Source organism: Oceanobacillus longus, from assembly GCF_042650085.1.
GTDB classification, from domain to species: domain Bacteria; phylum Bacillota; class Bacilli; order Bacillales; family Amphibacillaceae; genus Oceanobacillus; species Oceanobacillus longus.
In genome coordinates this window covers 704,239-721,314 of record NZ_JBHSAO010000001.1, presented here as the reverse complement: position 1 = coordinate 721,314, position 17,076 = coordinate 704,239, and the positions used below count along the sequence as shown (strand labels likewise).

Below are 17,076 nucleotides of genomic sequence, written 5' to 3'. Positions count from 1 at the left end.
CGAAATACCAAGCCTCTTTTTGTTACTATCGTTGCTTTGAATCAACATTTCTATAAACTGCTGCGAAGTAACTGCTTTTTCCGCCGTCCGGGATCGCTGCGGGCGGATGCTTTCCGCGGGCACGGCCTCAGCCTCCAAAGAGAAACCCACTCTTTGGTGTCTTCGGACACGTGCTTTTCCCGCAGGAGTCACCGCCCTCCGCTCACCCGGACTGGTGATGCTGTATACGCTGTTTTAGCTATGCAAGTATAGTAATTATTAGCAACCTTCTACCCAGACCGGTCGCCGAAGTTGATCTTACGTCGTAATTTATCTCAACTCTGCCATGCTTAAAAAGCAATCAACATTACGTCATTGATTTTGCGATTAACTCGCCATGAAAGCGGCCGTTTTCGATAAAAATTTCATTATTATTATAACCAGCGGCAATCACTCCAGCTATATATACACCGTCGACGTTGGTTTCGTAACTCTCAGGACTGAAAGATGGTTTGCCGTTTTGCCGATTAATCTCAATGCCAATCATTTCAAGAAGGGAATAATCAGGTTTGTATCCCGTCATGGCGAATACGAAGTCATTCTTTATAAAACCCTTTTCCCCATCTACTGTATATCGAATTTCATCATCCGTTATCTCTGTAACATGAGAATTAAAAAGCATTTTAACCATACCTTTTTTAACTAATGAGTCAAATTCCGGTAGAACCCAAGGTTTTATGCTTTTAGAATATTCGTTTCCACGATAAAATACCGTAACGTGTGCACCGGCTTTATGTAGCTCCAGTGTAGCATCAACGGCAGAGTTTTTCCCCCCAATTACAGCAACCTCTTTATCATAATACGGATGCGCTTCCTTAAAATAATGTGTTACTTTACTTTTATTTTCTCCAGGTATTCCTAAATAATTAGGTTGATCATAATAACCAGTTGCAATAACGAGCTTATCTGCAGTATATGTTCTTTTATCGCCATTATATAGCTTAGTTGAAACTAATATTTGTTCCATTGATTTGGTTATTTTTATCACCGACTCATATGTATTCATACGAAGGTTATTTCGCTCTGAAACTTCACGGTAATATGCAAGTGCCTGGTTGCGGACAGGTTTTTGTTTTTCAGTGATAAAGGGAATTCCACCTATTTCAAGCTTATTGCTAGAACTAAAAAATGTCTGGTGGGTGGGGTAATTATAAATGGTATTTACCACATTTCCCTTTTCAATGATTAATGGGTCAATCCCTAGTTCCTTCAGTTCCAGTGCGCAAGACATACCGCATGGACCACCACCGATGATAATAACTTTTTCATTTTGCAATTCATGCACTTCCTTTATGTGATAACGTTTCAATGGAAATTAAAAAACTCTTATAAGATAAGAGTTTTTTAATTTCCTTATAGATTAAACTTTTTTAATCTAATGCAACAGGAATTGATTAAACCCATCCACGGAATCTGGAGGCTTCAGCCATCTTTCTAACACCGACCATATAGGCGGCCAATCGCATATCAACTCGTCTTGTTTTTGCTGTATTATAAATATTATTAAATGATTTTATCATAATTTCATGTAACTTTGTATCAATTTCTTCTTCAGACCAATAGAATCCTTGGTTGTTTTGAACCCATTCGAAATAAGATACGGTAACACCACCAGCGGATGCCAAAACATCTGGAACAAGCAGTATGTCACGATCAGTAAGAATTTTGGTTGCTTCCATTGTTGTTGGGCCATTGGCAGCTTCAACGACGATGCTCGCTTTAATATTGTGTGCATTTTGTCGGGTTATTTGGTTCTCTACTGCAGCAGGAACAAGGATATCACAGTCCAGTTCAAATAACTCTTTGTTTGATATTGTATTATTGAAAAGTTTAGTCACGGTGCCAAAACTATCTCTCCGATCCAGGAGGTAATCGATGTCCAAACCATTTGGGTCATGTAATGCTCCATATGCATCTGATATTCCGACAACTTTTGCACCTGCGTCATGAAGGAACTTTGACAGGAAACTACCAGCATTACCGAAACCTTGGATAACTACTCTAGCACCTTTTAATTGAAGACCCTTCTTTTTGGCAGCTTCGTTTAAAACAATCGTAACACCTTTTGCTGTCGCGGATTCTCTACCATGAGATCCTCCGAGTACAATTGGTTTACCAGTAATAAATCCAGGACTGTTGAATTCATCTATTTTACTATATTCATCCATCATCCAAGCCATAATTTGTGAGTTCGTAAAGACATCAGGAGCAGGAATATCCTTCGTTGGCCCTACGATTTGACTTACGGACCGAACATAACCACGACTCAATGCTTCTAATTCACGAAAAGACATTTCGCGAGGATCACAGACAATTCCGCCCTTAGCGCCTCCATACGGGAGGTCAACAATACCAGCTTTTAAGCTCATCCAAATAGATAACGCCTTAACTTCTGTTTCTGTCACATCTGGATGGAAGCGGATCCCGCCCTTTGTCGGTCCTACCGAATCGTTATGTTGTGCGCGATACCCAGTAAATACTTTTACGACCCCGTCATCCATACGTACCGGAATACGAACTGTCATCATTCGTAAAGGTTCTTTTAATAATTCAAATACCTCATCCGGGTAACCAAGTTTTTCCAATGCGGTCTTAACAACAGTTCGTGTTGAACTTAATACATCCGTATTTTCTTGACTTTCTTTGGTAGAATCTGCTGCTTTTTCGGCTACCATGCACTTACCTCCTACAATATACATAAAAGTTTTATATAGCCCACTCAGAGATTAGTATACACGCTCATAATAATTATGCAATGAAAAAAGGTTCGCTTTCTTCGTTTATGAAAATGTCTACTTTATTTGTTGCATTGTTAATGAAACGAATTTTTCTATCATATCATCGTACTTAATTCCGATTGAATTTGCTGCATCTGGAAACAGGCTTGTAGGTGTCATACCAGGCAATGTGTTGACCTCTAATATTACTGGAAGATTGTCTTCGCTGAGAATAAAATCTACTCTTGAATAAGTTTCACACCCGAGTGACTGATGTGCAAGGATTGCGTAAGATTGTATCTTTCTTGTCGTTTCCTCGTCAATTACTGCAGGAACAATATGTTCACTGCCACCAGGTGCATATTTGGATTCATAGTCATAAAAACCATTTTTCGGTATAATTTCAATGATTGGTAAAGCCTCTTCTTCCCCTTTTCCTCCCATTACCGCAACAGTTAATTCTCTGCCTTTAATAAAATCCTCGACCAATATTGTGTCATCACTTGCAGCTGCATTATTTAGTGCCTCTCCCACTTGATCGGTGTCTGTTACTATGGTTAGGCCCAATGTAGATCCTTCTTTATTCGGCTTGATAACAAATGGAGGTTTAAATTCATTGTTTATTTCATTTACTATGTCCTCTGTACTAGTTGCAGAAGAGATTCCAAATACTTCACTCTTTGCCAGAGGGATGTTATTCATCCTAAAAACCTGCTTGGCTTTTGCTTTATCCATAGCAAGTGCAGAAGCAAGAACACCAGAGCCAACATATGGTATATGGAGCATATCCAATAAACCTTGAATTCTGCCATCCTCACCATATTTACCATGAAGCCCTATAAAAACAAGATCAGCATTTAAATTAATAATTTCTTCTAGATGATCGGGATTAAAATCAATACCAATAACTTCATGTCCTTTATCTGTTAGTGCATTTATTATTCCTTTGCCTGATGAGAGAGAAACCTCACGTTCCCCTGAAACTCCCCCATATAATACTGCTATTTTCATCTTACGCACTCCTTTTAACAACTTATATATAATAAACGATCAATAAAATATCTCTATTATTTTTTTGACTGCATTGGTTTGGAAAATTGCTTTCCCATACTCCTGCAAACGATGTGATGTTACAATGCTTGGGTTAGAATACTCGGACATAATTCCTATTATATCCTCTTTATTTATTTCTGTATGGTCAACTTCATCCAGGATCATATAATAGCGTTCATCCATATAGAATACTTTGCCACCCACAATAGCTAAGGAAGATAAATAGGATGCTACCTGAATAACGTACTCAAATTCATCAAAGGAAAATATTAATTCATTGCTTTCATCAAGTGTTACTTTCATTTCTATATAATCGTCATCCCAATTTAGATCTTCATACTGTTGTGTCACAAATATATGCATCCCCTGTGCCTGCATAAGATGAACTTGAACAAGTAGCATTCCATCAAGTTCGATGCCCAATTCACTGCTGGCTTCATACATCATATCACTAAAAAGATTCCGGACACTTGATGCATCATGCCATAAATCGTCTTTCGTAAACCCACGTTCAATTAAATCATCAAACGTTAAAAATATTTTAAATTGGTCATTAGACAAACGTTCAATACGCATACTGCATCCCCCTTATATAGGTGCCTTTTGGTAAAAAATTTCTATTCTCATAATACCAAGTAATGATAATAGTAAGCACTTTATACACTATATGCATATCATCAATATGTTGAACAGTGCCAAGTATTTATATTTGTTTATTTTGAAAAGTTACTACGTGGCATTCAGCATTTGTTACTAGTCTGAAAGGGAGCAAACGATAACCATATCCTTCACTCACCAGCTTATGTGTAGTATGGAACAATTCATACCCACCTTTTTTATATGGCCCATAGCCGAGGAAGCGTATTTGTCCACCATGGGTATGTCCTGCCAAAAAAGTATGTATCTTATATTGCTCTTCTTCCGATAGTTCCTCAATTGCAGTTGGAGAATGCGCAATTAAGATCTTATAATCTCCTCTTGCATCACTCAGTGCTGTTCCTACTTGGTCCCTTTTATCTTCATAATAATCAAAGCCGATAAGGCTGAGAATTTGATTATTTTTATAGATGTTTTGTATGGATTCCTGCAAAATTGTTACATTTTCTTCCTGTAACAATTTTGCGATTTTTTCCTTACCAGCATCATAATCATTGTTACCCCAAACAAAATATATTGGCACATTCCATTTTTTTAAAGCTCTTATATTTTTTCTTGATCTCTCAAGAGGTACCCATTTTTCTGTTAAATCCCCACCGATTATTACAGCATCCACTTTTAGTGATATGGAGCTAAGTGTCGATTTTCTTATATTTCTTCGATGTATATCAGAAATGAAAAATATTCGAAAGCCATCTAATCCTTCAGGTAATCTTTCATCCACAATAGTCTGTTCTTGCAGCACATCATGATGCGCTTTGTAAATCATGAAAATGAAAGGAAGTGGAGCAATTAAAAGTGGTTTCAACAGCTGTTTAAACAATTATATCGTCTCCAATTAAATTTGTAACCCGTAATATTATCATATTTCGATCAAAGTCATTAATTCGTCCCCAAAAAAATAGGATGCAACAATGAAAATTATAATTAGTAATAAGATTACAAGCAGGAGTCTGAATAATGGTTTGCTGATCTTAAAACGAGTTCTTTGATTCACAGAATGTATTTCTTTTCTGGGGGGAAGATTTAAAATATCCACCTCGCGTTTTTCCACGGTATGTTTATTGCTTACTAAGGATTCATCAGGCTTCTTTTCATGTTCATTCTCCACCTCTTGAATCAGACTTCGTAAATCATTAGCTTGATCTTTTGATTCATCCGAATTTATCTTCACTTCAAAGCACCTCACTTCTTAAAGCGGATCACTAACCCTAATAGGAAATCTACACAAAAATGAGCGGTTATGGTAACGAGCAAGTTATTGGTTAGTTCATACATATAGCCGATAAAAAAACTGACCAGGATAATAGAAATTAATAAAACCGGTTTTCTTAAATAACGAATATGTACAAAAGCAAATAGTAAACTTGCAAATAAATACCCGAATTCGTTTTGAATAACTCCTCTGAATAATAATTCTTCAGATACAGCAACGAATAAAGAAATAGTGAAAATATAGAATAGAGGTTGGTCACCAAAGATTCTTTTATTAATACCATTATCATCGTAATACTTTTCTGGAAGGAAGTACATCATTCCTAAGTCGATGAAAACAATAATCAAACCGGGTATAAGACCATAAAGTAAAATTTCCCCCATATTCCAATCGAAAAAAAGAAGCCAGTCCGTCATTTTTTCAAATAGAATAACGCTTAATATAATACTAATTAGGATTAATAATGATTGAGACAGAAAAAGTTGCTTTCTTATCTCTTCATCGGAAAGCTGTTTTATTAATTCACTTTGCTTCATCTGTATTACCAACTAATAATAAGTCTTTGAGTTTAGCTTGCCAACTTTCTGAACGCAATTTTTCCGGTTGCGTCTCGTCGGGTTTCCATTCGTTCCATGAAAACCCGCAATTACTGCAACACTGATAGTTAGCTCTATTGTATGTTGCTTGAAAGGACCTGTACAAGTTTTTACGCAAACAATTTTTTTCGTGAATCCAGTTTAATACATCATGTAATTTCTCTTCTTTATACTGAGTTCTTTGTTTTATTAAAGATTGGATGGTAAATTGAGCATCCTGCCAATTTCCTTCCTCATAATAAATTCGATTATTTTTTATAATACCATGATTTTCTAACTGATAACGAAAAAACCTCCATTGTGTTTCGTTTATCTGTAAACGATTTTCCATTTGCTCATTGGATGTTGGTATTTCTAACTTTTGTTGAGCCATTACATATAACTGATAGAACAAATTCGTTAAATGAGCTTCGTCAGGAAGCTCTTTTTTAATTATATTATTTGGTATGAAAGCATCCTTTGGTGAAAACAGTAATAAACCCACACTTGATTTACCATCCCTGCCAGCTCTACCTACTTCCTGTATATAGGATTCTAACTGTAGTGGCAAATGAAAATGTATAATTAGTCTGATATTGCTTTTATTAATTCCCATGCCAAAAGCGCTTGTGCAGCATATGATATCCAGTTGGTCATTCATAAATTGTTGCTGAATGCTGACGCGATCCAATTGTTCCATTCCACCATGGTAGAAAGCTATATTTTTATCTTTCAACTGATTAGAGAGAATACTCGCTGTATTCTCTGCTGCTGCCCTGCTTGTGAAATAAATTAACGAAGGAATATGGTACTTGCGGAATAACCGCGTGATTAATTCCGTTTTTTCAGCATCATCAGCGACTTGCTCTATACAAAATGCTATATTCTCCCGATCCATAGGATAAACGCGTTTGTTCATATCCGGTCGTTTCAATGAAGAAATGATATCTGACTGGACTTCCGGAGTAGCAGTTGCACTCAGTGCCATTACCGTTGGGTTGTTTAATGTTTCAATGGCCTCACTTAATTTCAAATAGTCAGGCCTGAATTCATGACCCCATTGTGATATACAGTGGGCTTCATCTATAACAAATAATTGTACATCGAGATGTTTTAACCGGTCCATTACTTCTTTCTGCTGAAGCAACTCTGGAGAAAGATAGATTAATTTGTAACTGCTAAGATTATTATAAACGGATCTTCTTTCAGAAGGATTCATGAAACTGTTAATGGCAATAACTTCCTTAAAGTTATTTGCCTTTAATTCTTTTACTTGATCTATCATTAAGGATATTAATGGAGATACAACGATCGTCATGCCAACTTGTATTCTAGCAGGAAGTTGATAACAGATTGACTTACCTGACCCCGTTGGTAGAATCCCAAGCACATCCTTTCCTGCAAGTACGTCCTGGATAATTTCTTTTTGACCTGTTCGAAACGAAGTATAGTGAAATTGTTTTTTTAACGTATTTTCCAGTGTAGTTGTATTCTGCAAGTTAATCACCTATTCTTAATAATTTCTTATTTACTGCCAGAACAAGCCGTATTTGAAAATAACTGATATTTACGTTCACTGAATTTTTAATATCCTTTAATTTAAATGATTTTTCTTTATTCAGTACGTTGATTACTTCATTCTGATCATTTATAGATATGTAATTATTTAATGGGAACTCTGAATTGTACAGGGCAATTTCCACAATATGATCATGAATCGTATTTGTTTTTAGATTCCTCATTGCAGCAATCTGATCAATCGAATAACCTTTTTCTAATAATTGATTTGTCTTATTTGCTGATTGTGTAATTTGATTCGATTTGTATAAATCTTTTAACATATAAACATGTAGCGGGAAATGTTCTTTTTCTTTATAAATCAGAGTTATCATTCTGTGGACAATGCCTTTTAGTAGTAGGTGAACATCTTCTTCAGTCAGGTTAAATTTTTGAGATAACTGGTTTGTGCTCAATCCAATGTTTTTATACCCTGTCAATCGATCAACAAATAGAGTAGCATCTTGGTCCGGTAAATACTTTAAGATCGTTAGGAGTTCATCATAAAGCGCTACGGTAACATTCTTTTCTGAGTTCTTCATTGTTCTATACATTTGTTTGACCCATCTCTCAGCAGCATGGTTATCAGTGACTGGGATGAAGTTGAAGGAACGCATCTTTATATTTGTTAAAGTTTGTACGAGTAATAAAAGTCTGAGGTAGAAAATGTCTGCTGTTTCATTATATTTCAATCCGTTAAAATATTCGATTTTTAACTGGTCTTTGTGTTCCTCAAGCCAATTCACCCCACGATTAGATAATTGGAATATACTGTTCTGATTTTCAACCGGATTTAATAAACCACTTTCAGTTAGCTTCTTTATTTTCCTGTTAAATTTCTCTTTGGTTAGGATACTATAGATACAATAAAACTTATCCAACCGATAGATATGCGCATCCTGAACTGTTTGGATTGATTTTTTACCTTTTAATAAATGATATATACTTGATACGGTTCTTTCTCCCTGTATTTTAGCTACGCATGTAAGGATGATACCATTAAAAATCAAATGAAAATCCCTCCCCCTAAAAAGAAAATTGTATAGAATAACAGATGTTATTGAAATCATAGGTAATCAGATTTAGAATAGATAAAGTGGGTTTAAATTATAGGAGGAAAATGAATGTCGAAATACACGATTGTTGATAAAGAAACATGTATAGCCTGTGGAGCTTGCGGTGCTTGTGCACCACAAATATTTACTTATGATGACGAGGGGCTTTCCTATGTTTCCATCGACGAAAATGCTGGAATATCAGTTATTCCTGATAAACTGGTAGATGACTTACTTGATGCCTATGAAGGTTGCCCAACAAACTCCATAAAGATTTCTGAAATGGCTTTTAATGGAGACCCATTAAAATTTGGGGAATAATATAATATTCCTAGTACATAGTATACATTTAAAAAGTGTTTTTGAAAAATATTTTTCAAAAACACTTTTTACTAGTCTCAATTTCTTATATCAATTGGATTTGCAGCAATAGGTACAGGAATCGGTGCAGAAATATTGTATCTACCGATTTGATCAAATGGAAAATTATTAAATTGAACAGATTGATACCCATAGCTTTTAGCGGTCATTAGTATAGCTTCAATCATGGTCATTACTTGTTGCTCATCTTGGGAAACGGACCCATCATCTAGTGTTAATTTGAGCAGGTTCTTAGATGAATCGACTGTAAACTGGACCTCTTCTGGTATTGTCCGATCGATATTAAATTCCTTCTGTTCTATTTTCATTTCGGTAAGTGCATCCTGAATGGACAGGTTTAAATTTGGTATGGGAACTAAAAATTGATTATTATAACGTTTGTATATTAAATTCTCTTCTTTATTTAATAAAAGTTCCTCAATAACACCATATGGACCAAGCTCCACGCCATTGGTATCCGATTGAAAAACTGCCTTATTAATACCATACGGCGTGAACATAGCGGAAAGCATCTTTTCAAAAAGATAGGCGTTTGTTGAGCCTTCCCCGATCGAAAATTTATCTCCAAGTTCAATCAACACTTCGGATTCATTTAGCACAATAGAGGCATTCTTTAGCATATATTCATTTGTAGCCCATTCTTCATTGTTTATATAAAATTTTAGTTCATTATAATATTCATCCAGATTGGCGTTGCCACTTACGATAAACGAAATAGGTATGATATATTGCTGTTGAAGGTCTGATAATGCACCATAGACAATTTTCATTGGTTCATTGGACTCCTGAATGACATAGCTCTCCAATGAATCATCATTAGGAACTTTTAATTCATCCATTAGTTCAGAGTTTTGTACAACAGATTCTTCACTTCCCATTTCCACCTGGTCCTCATCTGAGGATTCCATTCGTCTGGAGTCCTCAGATTTTTCAATATTTGTCGCTATTTCGACATCAGAAAACTGCTCAGAATTTTGATACACCTGATTGTCGTTATTCAACATAACTGGAATAATAAGAATGAAGGTAACGGCCATCATGGTTGCCAGAACGGGAATCAGTTTTTGCCTCTTTTGTCTCTTTTTTGTTGGTGAGGGGTCAGTAAGGCTTGAGGAGATGCGGTGGTATAATACATTTTTTTCTGTATCATCTTTTATTTCAGGCATTTCCTGTAACCGATCAATGATTTCCTGTTGTTCTTTATCTATTTGCCTCATTGAGCATCTCCTTCTTTCTCGATTTGTTCAAGCAAGAGCTTTTTTAATGTTTTTAGACCTCTATGCTGTGTTGTTTTAACTTTGCTCACACTAAAATTAAGTACTTCAGCTGTTTCCTGAATAGAGAAGGATTGCAGGTATCTTAGAATTAACACACTTTTTTGATCGATTGTGCATTTGTCAAGATATTTATAGATTTGCTTCATCTGCTCATTTTTAATAGCTATTTCCTCAGGTAAATCATCTTCATCGGGAATGGATTCACCTTTTTCGGCCCAGTCAAAAAGGTCGATAATTCTGTTTCTTTTTCTCTTCAAAGAACGGAAATAGTCATATGTAACATGTCTTGCAATAGAAAAGAGCCATGTTTTTTCACTGCTCTCCCCTTTAAAGTTTGGATAAGCCTTTAATACTTTAATATATACCTCCTGAATCAGATCTTCAGTCGTTTCTTTATTTTTCACCATGTAAAAAATGTACTGGAACAGATCCTGATGATAGTTATCATATAACTTATCGAAAATGGCCTTCATAGAGACCCTCCGTTCAACTATATAGTCGTTATTAATACAAAAAGGTTACAATCATACTATATCGTTTAAAATAAAAGCGCAACCTACTGTAAGTGTATGTAAGCCATGATACATTGATCTATATTATAAAGGGTAACTCAACTTTTGCAGAGTAAAATTGAAAAGATGCTTGGTAGAATTAGGTGGCCTGGAGATACACTGCTCAAGTTGACGTTGGATTAACTGTTTGCACTGAGCAGTCTGGATACATCGAGATTCCAAGGATCTTTTCGTTCATCTTGTTGTTTTTAACACCGCATTTTATATAGACTACGAAGTAACTGCTAGTTGATTCTAACAGTATGCAGAAGCTTCGGCGACCGCTCTGGGAATTATACTTCGCTTTCCGTGGGCGGCTGGTGAGCCCTCCTCGTGCTGCGCACTCCGGGGTCTCACCGATGCCTTTCCTCCCACTGGAGTCTTCGTATATTTCCCAGAGCTGGTTTTAAGCTTACAAACAATTAACTGCATTAGTGATTGTTATAAAAATCTTATCACACAGCTTCACCAGTCCGGGTGAGCGGTGACTCCTGCGGGAAAAGCACGTGTCCGAAGACCCCGCAGAGTGGGTTTCTCGAGGAGGCTGAGGCCGTGCCCTAAGGATGCGCATCCGCCCAGAGCGATCCCGGACGGCAGCAATAGCACATATGTTAGAATACCAACCAGAAGTTAGTTCGCATTTTATCTCTACTCTGCGATGCTTATAAAGCAATTTACATTAAAAAATAGCCTTTAGAAAACAGCCTTATTTTACCAAGGTTATCAAGGAGATTATTAGAGATATTATAAGTTTATTGTTTGAAATTATTTTATTGGCGTGAAAGTTAGTAGATAACTAAAGAAAAAAAATACCAACTGCAAATCAGTTGGTATTCTTGATTGTAAATCTCTTAACAGCATAGTTACTAAATAAATGAGACATAATCGGGTACAAGAGAATAATAAACACCGCATTGCCAATAGCATGACTTGTATCAAATGGAAGACCTGCTATGTAATACGGCCAAAATTGTCCAGTTATTTGATAATTTGTCAGTGATATGACAAAACCATACAGATATCCACTGAATACCGCAAAAAGCACCGTGATAAATAGAGGTACACGTTTAAATATTTTACTCAATAAACCGCTCAAAACACCAATGATACACCATGAAATAATTTGCCATAATGTCCATATTCCCATCCCCATAAGCATGTTGGAAAGAAAGGTTGTCACAATCGCTAAGAGTATTGCTGATAGAGGGCCGAGTATAATGCCGCATATAATAATCAGTGCAGTTACTGGTTGAACATTTGGAATAAACTGGAACACATATCTTCCTGCAATTGCCATAGCAGCCAATAAGGCTATGATTGTAATCTTATATGTGTTCATCGTCTATTCCCAGGATTGTAAATCAAATACAACTATATCACCAGGAGAAAGTTCGTATTCGTTAGCCCCTACAGTTGGCATCTCATCGTTAACGAAGAACATCCAAGCGGTTTGTTCCTCATCACTTGCTTCGACTCTTTCAATTGATGTAATAAATGCACCATCAAAGTCTGTTTCAATGTAGAAATTTTCTTCCATAACATCCATCAGTATATCGCCTTCTTCAATCGGGATCTCCTGCTCATTTACGAATTCCTCCCCTTCATTTATAGAAATTGTAACTCGAACAGAATCTTCAGCCACCTCTTCGGAATCAGAAGTTTCATTTGTACTTACTGAAGTATTTTGTTCGGTGTTATCTTCAGATGAACATCCAATCAATAAACCTACTGTCATCAAGATTACTGCTACTTGCAAAATCCATTTTTTCATTGTTTCCCCATCCTTTTTGCATTAATGTTACTGGAAATTAATCTGTATTCTATAAAAGTATAAAAAAAGTCCGCCTTTAGTAGTTCAGGCGGATTAAAGACAAACAAATAATAGCTGCTAGCATGCATGCATATGTATTTGTAAGTCTCAATCGCTTATACCCTCGAAGCATTGAAACAAATTGTCAATTGGCAGGTCTACTGACTTATGATTCAAACCTACTTTAAGCCCTTCCCATATGGATTACCATACAGTGGATCGCTTATTTCGTAATCATTTACAGTTGCGAGGACAGTTCCAGACTTCCACTGGATTCCCTTTTAATAAAACACCAATTACAATATTCAATTATACGATACAATTCCAATACAAAGTTATCATAGCATAAGAAAATTAAATAGAAAAGCTTTAAAACTTTAACTATTTTCATGATTCTGTGGTAATTTGAAACTGAAAGTAGTCCCTTGATTTAGTTTACTTTTTACTTGAATAGTCCCTTTATGTGCATCAATTATATTCTTAGCAATGGCAAGTCCAAGTCCAGTGCCTTTTTTCTCTTTACTCCGTACTCTGGATTTATCAGCCTTATAGAATCGCTCAAAAATAAACGGTAAATCTTCTTCAGGGATACCACTCCCGCTATCGTTCACTTCCACATAAAATTCCTTAGGTTTGTTTGTGACTGCAACACGGACAGTTCCGCCTTTCGAAGTGTGCCTAATCGCATTGTCAATTAGATTTGTAAACACTTGTTCAATTCTGTCAGGGTCAAAACTGGTATTTGAAAAGTCAGTGTTCATTGTTAGTGTAAGATCAATCTCGTTATCAGAAGCGAGACCTTTAAATTTATTTACAATTCGTTTGATATAGGATTCAATACCAAACGTTTCCACGTTTAAGTGAATTTGGCCTGATTCCATACGTGCAAGGTCAAGTAGTTCATTAACGAGTCGACCCATTCGTAACGATTCTTCATGTATAATTTTGGCCAGCTCATTTTTTTCCTCTTTTGTATCGGCAATATCATCGACAATCGCTTCACTGTAACCTTGAAGCATGGATATTGGAGTGCGTAATTCATGTGAAACATTGGCTATAAAATCTTTTCGTAATTTATCCAACCGTCTTTCTTCTGTCATATCACGAATGACAGCTACAGCACCCCTTACATAGGACTGGTCGTATAAAGGTGTCATCAGCATTACGAAATTTCTACCTTGAAGACTGATCTCTCTTAAAACTGCTTGTTCCCCATCGATTACTTCTTTTAAAGCTTCTTGTAGTTCTGTTGGAAGTTTTCGACTCTCATTCATTACAACATCATTCTCAAAATACCATCCATCAATATATTTCTGGGCAGGTGGATTTATGACCAGAATGTCTCCATTCCGATTGAGAGTAACTACTCCATCTGCCATTGAACTAACGATACTTGATAATTGTTCCTTCTCCTGACGTAAAGCATTAATATGAAACTTTAGCTGTCTTCCCATTCGATTGAACTCTACAGCAAGTTCTCCGATTTCATCATGCGTCAATACTGGAACCTTTGTATTAAATTCACCTCTTGTAAGATCGTAGGCTGCTTCTCGCATCTTAATTAATGGTGATGTTATTCTAGTGGATAGAAATACTGCAAAAAAAGCAGTAAGCATAATAGCAATACCTGCACTGAGTAAAATTAGTTTCGTCGTTTCTGCTTTGGTTTGATTAATGATATCAAGCGATTGAAATACAAAAATTGCCCCACCATTTTCGGTAGGAGATCCAACGATAATAATCTCTTTATCTTGTTCAGGAAGATTAATTTGCTTTTGAAGTTTGCTTTGATTTTCGATTACTTCATTTACTTCTTCCCTGGATTCAAGCCATTCATCACCCTCGGAAACTAAATCATTATCGCTGCTGGTAGAAAGCCAAGTATCCTCTTCACTATAAATAATTGCGATGCGGCTAGTCGGATCTTTTAGCATCTCTGTCATTTCCTCAATGAAATTTCTATCCTGCCCCCTTTCGACCAATGAAGAAATTTTTGTAGCCGTTTGCATCATTTCATTTTCTGCTTCTTGTATGTGGAAATTTTCAAAGAATTGCATTAGAAATATAGACAAAATAGATAATACAAAAGCAACCAGCAATAAAATAGTTAATGAAAGTTTACCTACTACACTTTTCCAAAACATTATGCATCATCAACTTCGAATTTATAACCAACTCCCCAAACAGTAACAATCATTTTAGCTGCCGATTTGGAAACGGTACTCAATTTTTCCCGCAGTCGTTTAACATGTGTGTCCACTGTGCGAAGATCACCAAAAAATTCATATTGCCAAACTTCCTTTAATAAGTGCTCCCTGTTAAATACTTTATCGGGAGATTTGGCAAGAAAACAAAGCAATTCATACTCTTTAGGAGTTAGACTAACTTCTTCTCCATCTGCAGTAACTCGATGCGCATCATCATCAATCGTAATATGTGGGAAGACCAAGATGTTTTTTGAAGAAGTGTCCACTTCGTTAAAAGAGGATGCAGATACTCTTCTTAATAAGGCCTTCACCCGTAATACTGCTTCCCTTGGACTGAATGGTTTTACGATATAATCATCTGCCCCAACTTCAAAACCCTGCACGCGGTTTCCTTCTTCGCCTTTTGCAGTCAGCATAATCACAGGAGTGTCTTTTACCTTCCTTAGTTCCTGACAAGTTTCTATCCCGTCCATTTCAGGCATCATAATATCCAACATAATCACACTATAATCAGTATTTAAAGCCTTTTCCAAGGCATCCTTTCCATTTTCTGCTTCTTCTACGATATAATCCTCACGTTCAAGATACATGCGAATAAGTCTACGAATTCTTTCTTCATCATCTACAACCAAAATCTTAGCATTCGAATCCATGTTAGCTCCCCCTATAATAATCTCTAAAGTAAATTATAAACCATATTGTGTTAAATGTATAAAAAACGAGGCATCATTAGGATACCCCGTTCTGTAATGAAAAGTCTAAGCATATGAATGAAGACCCGCAAGCACTAGGTTAACAACAATCAGGTTGAACATGATAATGCCGAATCCTGCTACCGCTAGCCAAGCTGATCTTTCACCGTGCCATCCCCTTGATAAGCGCAAGTGTAGGAAAGCAGCGTAAAAGAGCCAAGTAACCAGTGCCCAAACCTCTTTCGGATCCCAACCCCAGAAACGACCCCAAGCAATTTGGGCCCAGATGGAAGCAAAAATTAAACCACCTAATGTAAATATTGGGAAACCAATCGTAACCGAACGGTACATTATTTCGTCCAAAAGATCCGGTTTTATATTTTTAAGCAATGGTTGGATTTTTGCCGCAATCCGTTTACGCGTAAATAATCTTACAAGACCATATAGAATAGAACCAGAAAGAATGGACCAGATTACGGTATTAAACTTGCTTCCAGCGTCTGCTCCCTGCATCCAGGATGGTGTATCAAACCAAGGTTCCATGACTCCTTCTGTCATAAGTGTCCCATTAATTGGACCTGCAATGGCAGGTAAACGATAATCTGTTGTAACCATGCTATTTCCTTGTTGATACTCAAAAGTGGCATTGTAATTCATGATATTAAAAGCGGAAGTAATGACGATATAACCGATGAACAAGAACATTGTATAGATTACAATTTCAAGCCAAACATTTTTTTTATTTCTAGATGTTTGATCGATTTGTCTGATTAAATACATAATCCCTGCCGCAAAACTGATGAAAAGGATCCCTTGGCCCAAGGCTACGGTTGTTACATGAATATACAACCAGTGACTTTGCAATGAAGGTACCAATGGTGAAATTTCGGTTGGGAACATACTTCCATAAGCGATGATAATCATTGCAATAGGAAGTGCAAATAGACCAAGAAAAGTTAACTTGTAATAGAAATAAAGAATTATGAATCCAAGGACCATACACATTCCGAGGAATGTCACAAATTCGAACATATTACTTACTGGTGCATGTCCGCTAGCAATCCATCTTGTAATAAGGTATACAAGTTGTGCGATAAAACCGATTATGGTTATTGTTATCCCAATTGTACCTGCTTTGGTTTTCTTTCTTCTTTCAGATTTATTCTGTCTGATTGTTGCCCCAAAGAAAAATGTTGCAACCAGATAGAGAATAAATGCCGAATAAAGCATTGTACTGCTTATATTAAGCAAATCCATATAATCTCCTCCTTATCTGGAATAAATCTGCT

The 17,076-nt window shown here is 36.4% G+C and carries 17 protein-coding genes and 1 riboswitch; of the genes, 1 reads left to right on the top strand and 16 read right to left on the bottom strand.

What is annotated here, in order from left to right; genetic code table 11:
- Positions 1 to 346: 346 nt before the first annotated feature.
- The 9 genes from ACFOUV_RS03715 to ACFOUV_RS03675 form a co-directional block, all read right to left on the bottom strand.
- Positions 347 to 1,315, bottom strand: coding sequence for a YpdA family putative bacillithiol disulfide reductase (locus ACFOUV_RS03715; protein WP_379495411.1), 969 nt, complete (start codon positions 1,313 to 1,315; stop codon positions 347 to 349).
- A 118-nt stretch (positions 1,316 to 1,433) separates the two neighbouring features.
- Positions 1,434 to 2,714, bottom strand: coding sequence for a Glu/Leu/Phe/Val family dehydrogenase (locus tag ACFOUV_RS03710; RefSeq protein ID WP_379495410.1), 1,281 nt, complete (start codon positions 2,712 to 2,714; stop codon positions 1,434 to 1,436).
- Positions 2,715 to 2,831: 117 nt separating this feature from the next.
- On the bottom strand, positions 2,832 to 3,767 hold the full coding sequence (locus ACFOUV_RS03705; RefSeq protein WP_379495409.1) for a D-alanine--D-alanine ligase: 936 nt from the start codon (positions 3,765 to 3,767) through the stop codon (positions 2,832 to 2,834).
- 39 nt (positions 3,768 to 3,806) lie between these two features.
- Complete coding sequence (locus ACFOUV_RS03700) at positions 3,807 to 4,385, bottom strand: genetic competence negative regulator (RefSeq protein ID WP_379495408.1); 579 nt, start codon at positions 4,383 to 4,385, stop codon at positions 3,807 to 3,809.
- A gap of 127 nt (positions 4,386 to 4,512) precedes the next feature.
- Positions 4,513 to 5,289 (bottom strand): metallophosphoesterase, encoded by a 777-nt coding sequence (locus tag ACFOUV_RS03695; protein ID WP_379495407.1) that lies wholly within the window; start codon positions 5,287 to 5,289, stop codon positions 4,513 to 4,515.
- A gap of 39 nt (positions 5,290 to 5,328) precedes the next feature.
- Positions 5,329 to 5,640, bottom strand: a complete 312-nt coding sequence (locus ACFOUV_RS03690) for a hypothetical protein (protein ID WP_379495406.1) — start codon at positions 5,638 to 5,640, stop codon at positions 5,329 to 5,331.
- An 11-nt stretch (positions 5,641 to 5,651) separates the two neighbouring features.
- Positions 5,652 to 6,218, bottom strand: a complete 567-nt coding sequence (locus ACFOUV_RS03685; RefSeq protein WP_379495405.1) for a CPBP family intramembrane glutamic endopeptidase — start codon at positions 6,216 to 6,218, stop codon at positions 5,652 to 5,654.
- Positions 6,205 to 7,764, bottom strand: a complete 1,560-nt coding sequence (locus ACFOUV_RS03680) for a RecQ family ATP-dependent DNA helicase (protein WP_379495404.1) — start codon at positions 7,762 to 7,764, stop codon at positions 6,205 to 6,207. The genes ACFOUV_RS03685 and ACFOUV_RS03680 overlap by 14 nt, the downstream gene beginning before the upstream one ends.
- Complete coding sequence (locus ACFOUV_RS03675) at positions 7,757 to 8,824, bottom strand: helix-turn-helix domain-containing protein (protein ID WP_379495403.1); 1,068 nt, start codon at positions 8,822 to 8,824, stop codon at positions 7,757 to 7,759. The genes ACFOUV_RS03680 and ACFOUV_RS03675 overlap by 8 nt, the downstream gene beginning before the upstream one ends.
- A 114-nt stretch (positions 8,825 to 8,938) precedes the next feature.
- Between ACFOUV_RS03675 and ACFOUV_RS03670 the strand changes: the two genes are divergently transcribed.
- A complete protein-coding gene (locus ACFOUV_RS03670; protein ID WP_379495402.1) occupies positions 8,939 to 9,190 on the top strand; it encodes a ferredoxin in 252 nt (83 codons plus the stop codon).
- A gap of 77 nt (positions 9,191 to 9,267) precedes the next feature.
- On the opposite strand, the gene ACFOUV_RS03665 is transcribed toward ACFOUV_RS03670, so the two are convergent.
- The 7 genes from ACFOUV_RS03665 to ccsB all read right to left on the bottom strand — a co-directional run bounded on the left by ACFOUV_RS03665 (position 9,268) and on the right by ccsB (position 17,044).
- Positions 9,268 to 10,467 carry a hypothetical protein gene (locus ACFOUV_RS03665; RefSeq protein WP_379495401.1) on the bottom strand — a complete coding sequence of 400 codons (1,200 nt, stop codon included), beginning with the start codon at positions 10,465 to 10,467 and terminating at the stop codon, positions 9,268 to 9,270.
- Positions 10,464 to 11,000 (bottom strand): RNA polymerase sigma factor SigX, encoded by a 537-nt coding sequence (gene sigX, locus ACFOUV_RS03660; protein WP_379495400.1) that lies wholly within the window; start codon positions 10,998 to 11,000, stop codon positions 10,464 to 10,466. The genes ACFOUV_RS03665 and sigX overlap by 4 nt, the downstream gene beginning before the upstream one ends.
- Positions 11,001 to 11,901: 901 nt before the next feature.
- A complete protein-coding gene (locus tag ACFOUV_RS03655; RefSeq protein WP_379495399.1) occupies positions 11,902 to 12,417 on the bottom strand; it encodes an ECF transporter S component in 516 nt (171 codons plus the stop codon).
- Between the two features lie 3 nt (positions 12,418 to 12,420).
- Positions 12,421 to 12,849, bottom strand: coding sequence for a DUF4430 domain-containing protein (locus tag ACFOUV_RS03650; protein WP_379495398.1), 429 nt, complete (start codon positions 12,847 to 12,849; stop codon positions 12,421 to 12,423).
- Positions 12,850 to 13,022: 173 nt separating this feature from the next.
- A riboswitch (cobalamin riboswitch) is annotated at positions 13,023 to 13,200 on the bottom strand.
- 65 nt (positions 13,201 to 13,265) lie between these two features.
- Positions 13,266 to 15,032, bottom strand: a complete 1,767-nt coding sequence (locus tag ACFOUV_RS03645) for an ATP-binding protein (RefSeq protein ID WP_379495397.1) — start codon at positions 15,030 to 15,032, stop codon at positions 13,266 to 13,268.
- On the bottom strand, positions 15,032 to 15,748 hold the full coding sequence (locus ACFOUV_RS03640; RefSeq protein ID WP_379495396.1) for a response regulator transcription factor: 717 nt from the start codon (positions 15,746 to 15,748) through the stop codon (positions 15,032 to 15,034). Before ACFOUV_RS03640 ends, ACFOUV_RS03645 begins: the two co-directional genes overlap by 1 nt.
- A 105-nt stretch (positions 15,749 to 15,853) precedes the next feature.
- The gene (gene ccsB / locus ACFOUV_RS03635) at positions 15,854 to 17,044 is read right to left on the bottom strand and encodes a c-type cytochrome biogenesis protein CcsB (protein WP_379495395.1); all 1,191 of its coding nucleotides are present in this window, start codon (positions 17,042 to 17,044) and stop codon (positions 15,854 to 15,856) included.
- Positions 17,045 to 17,076 lie beyond the last annotated feature (32 nt).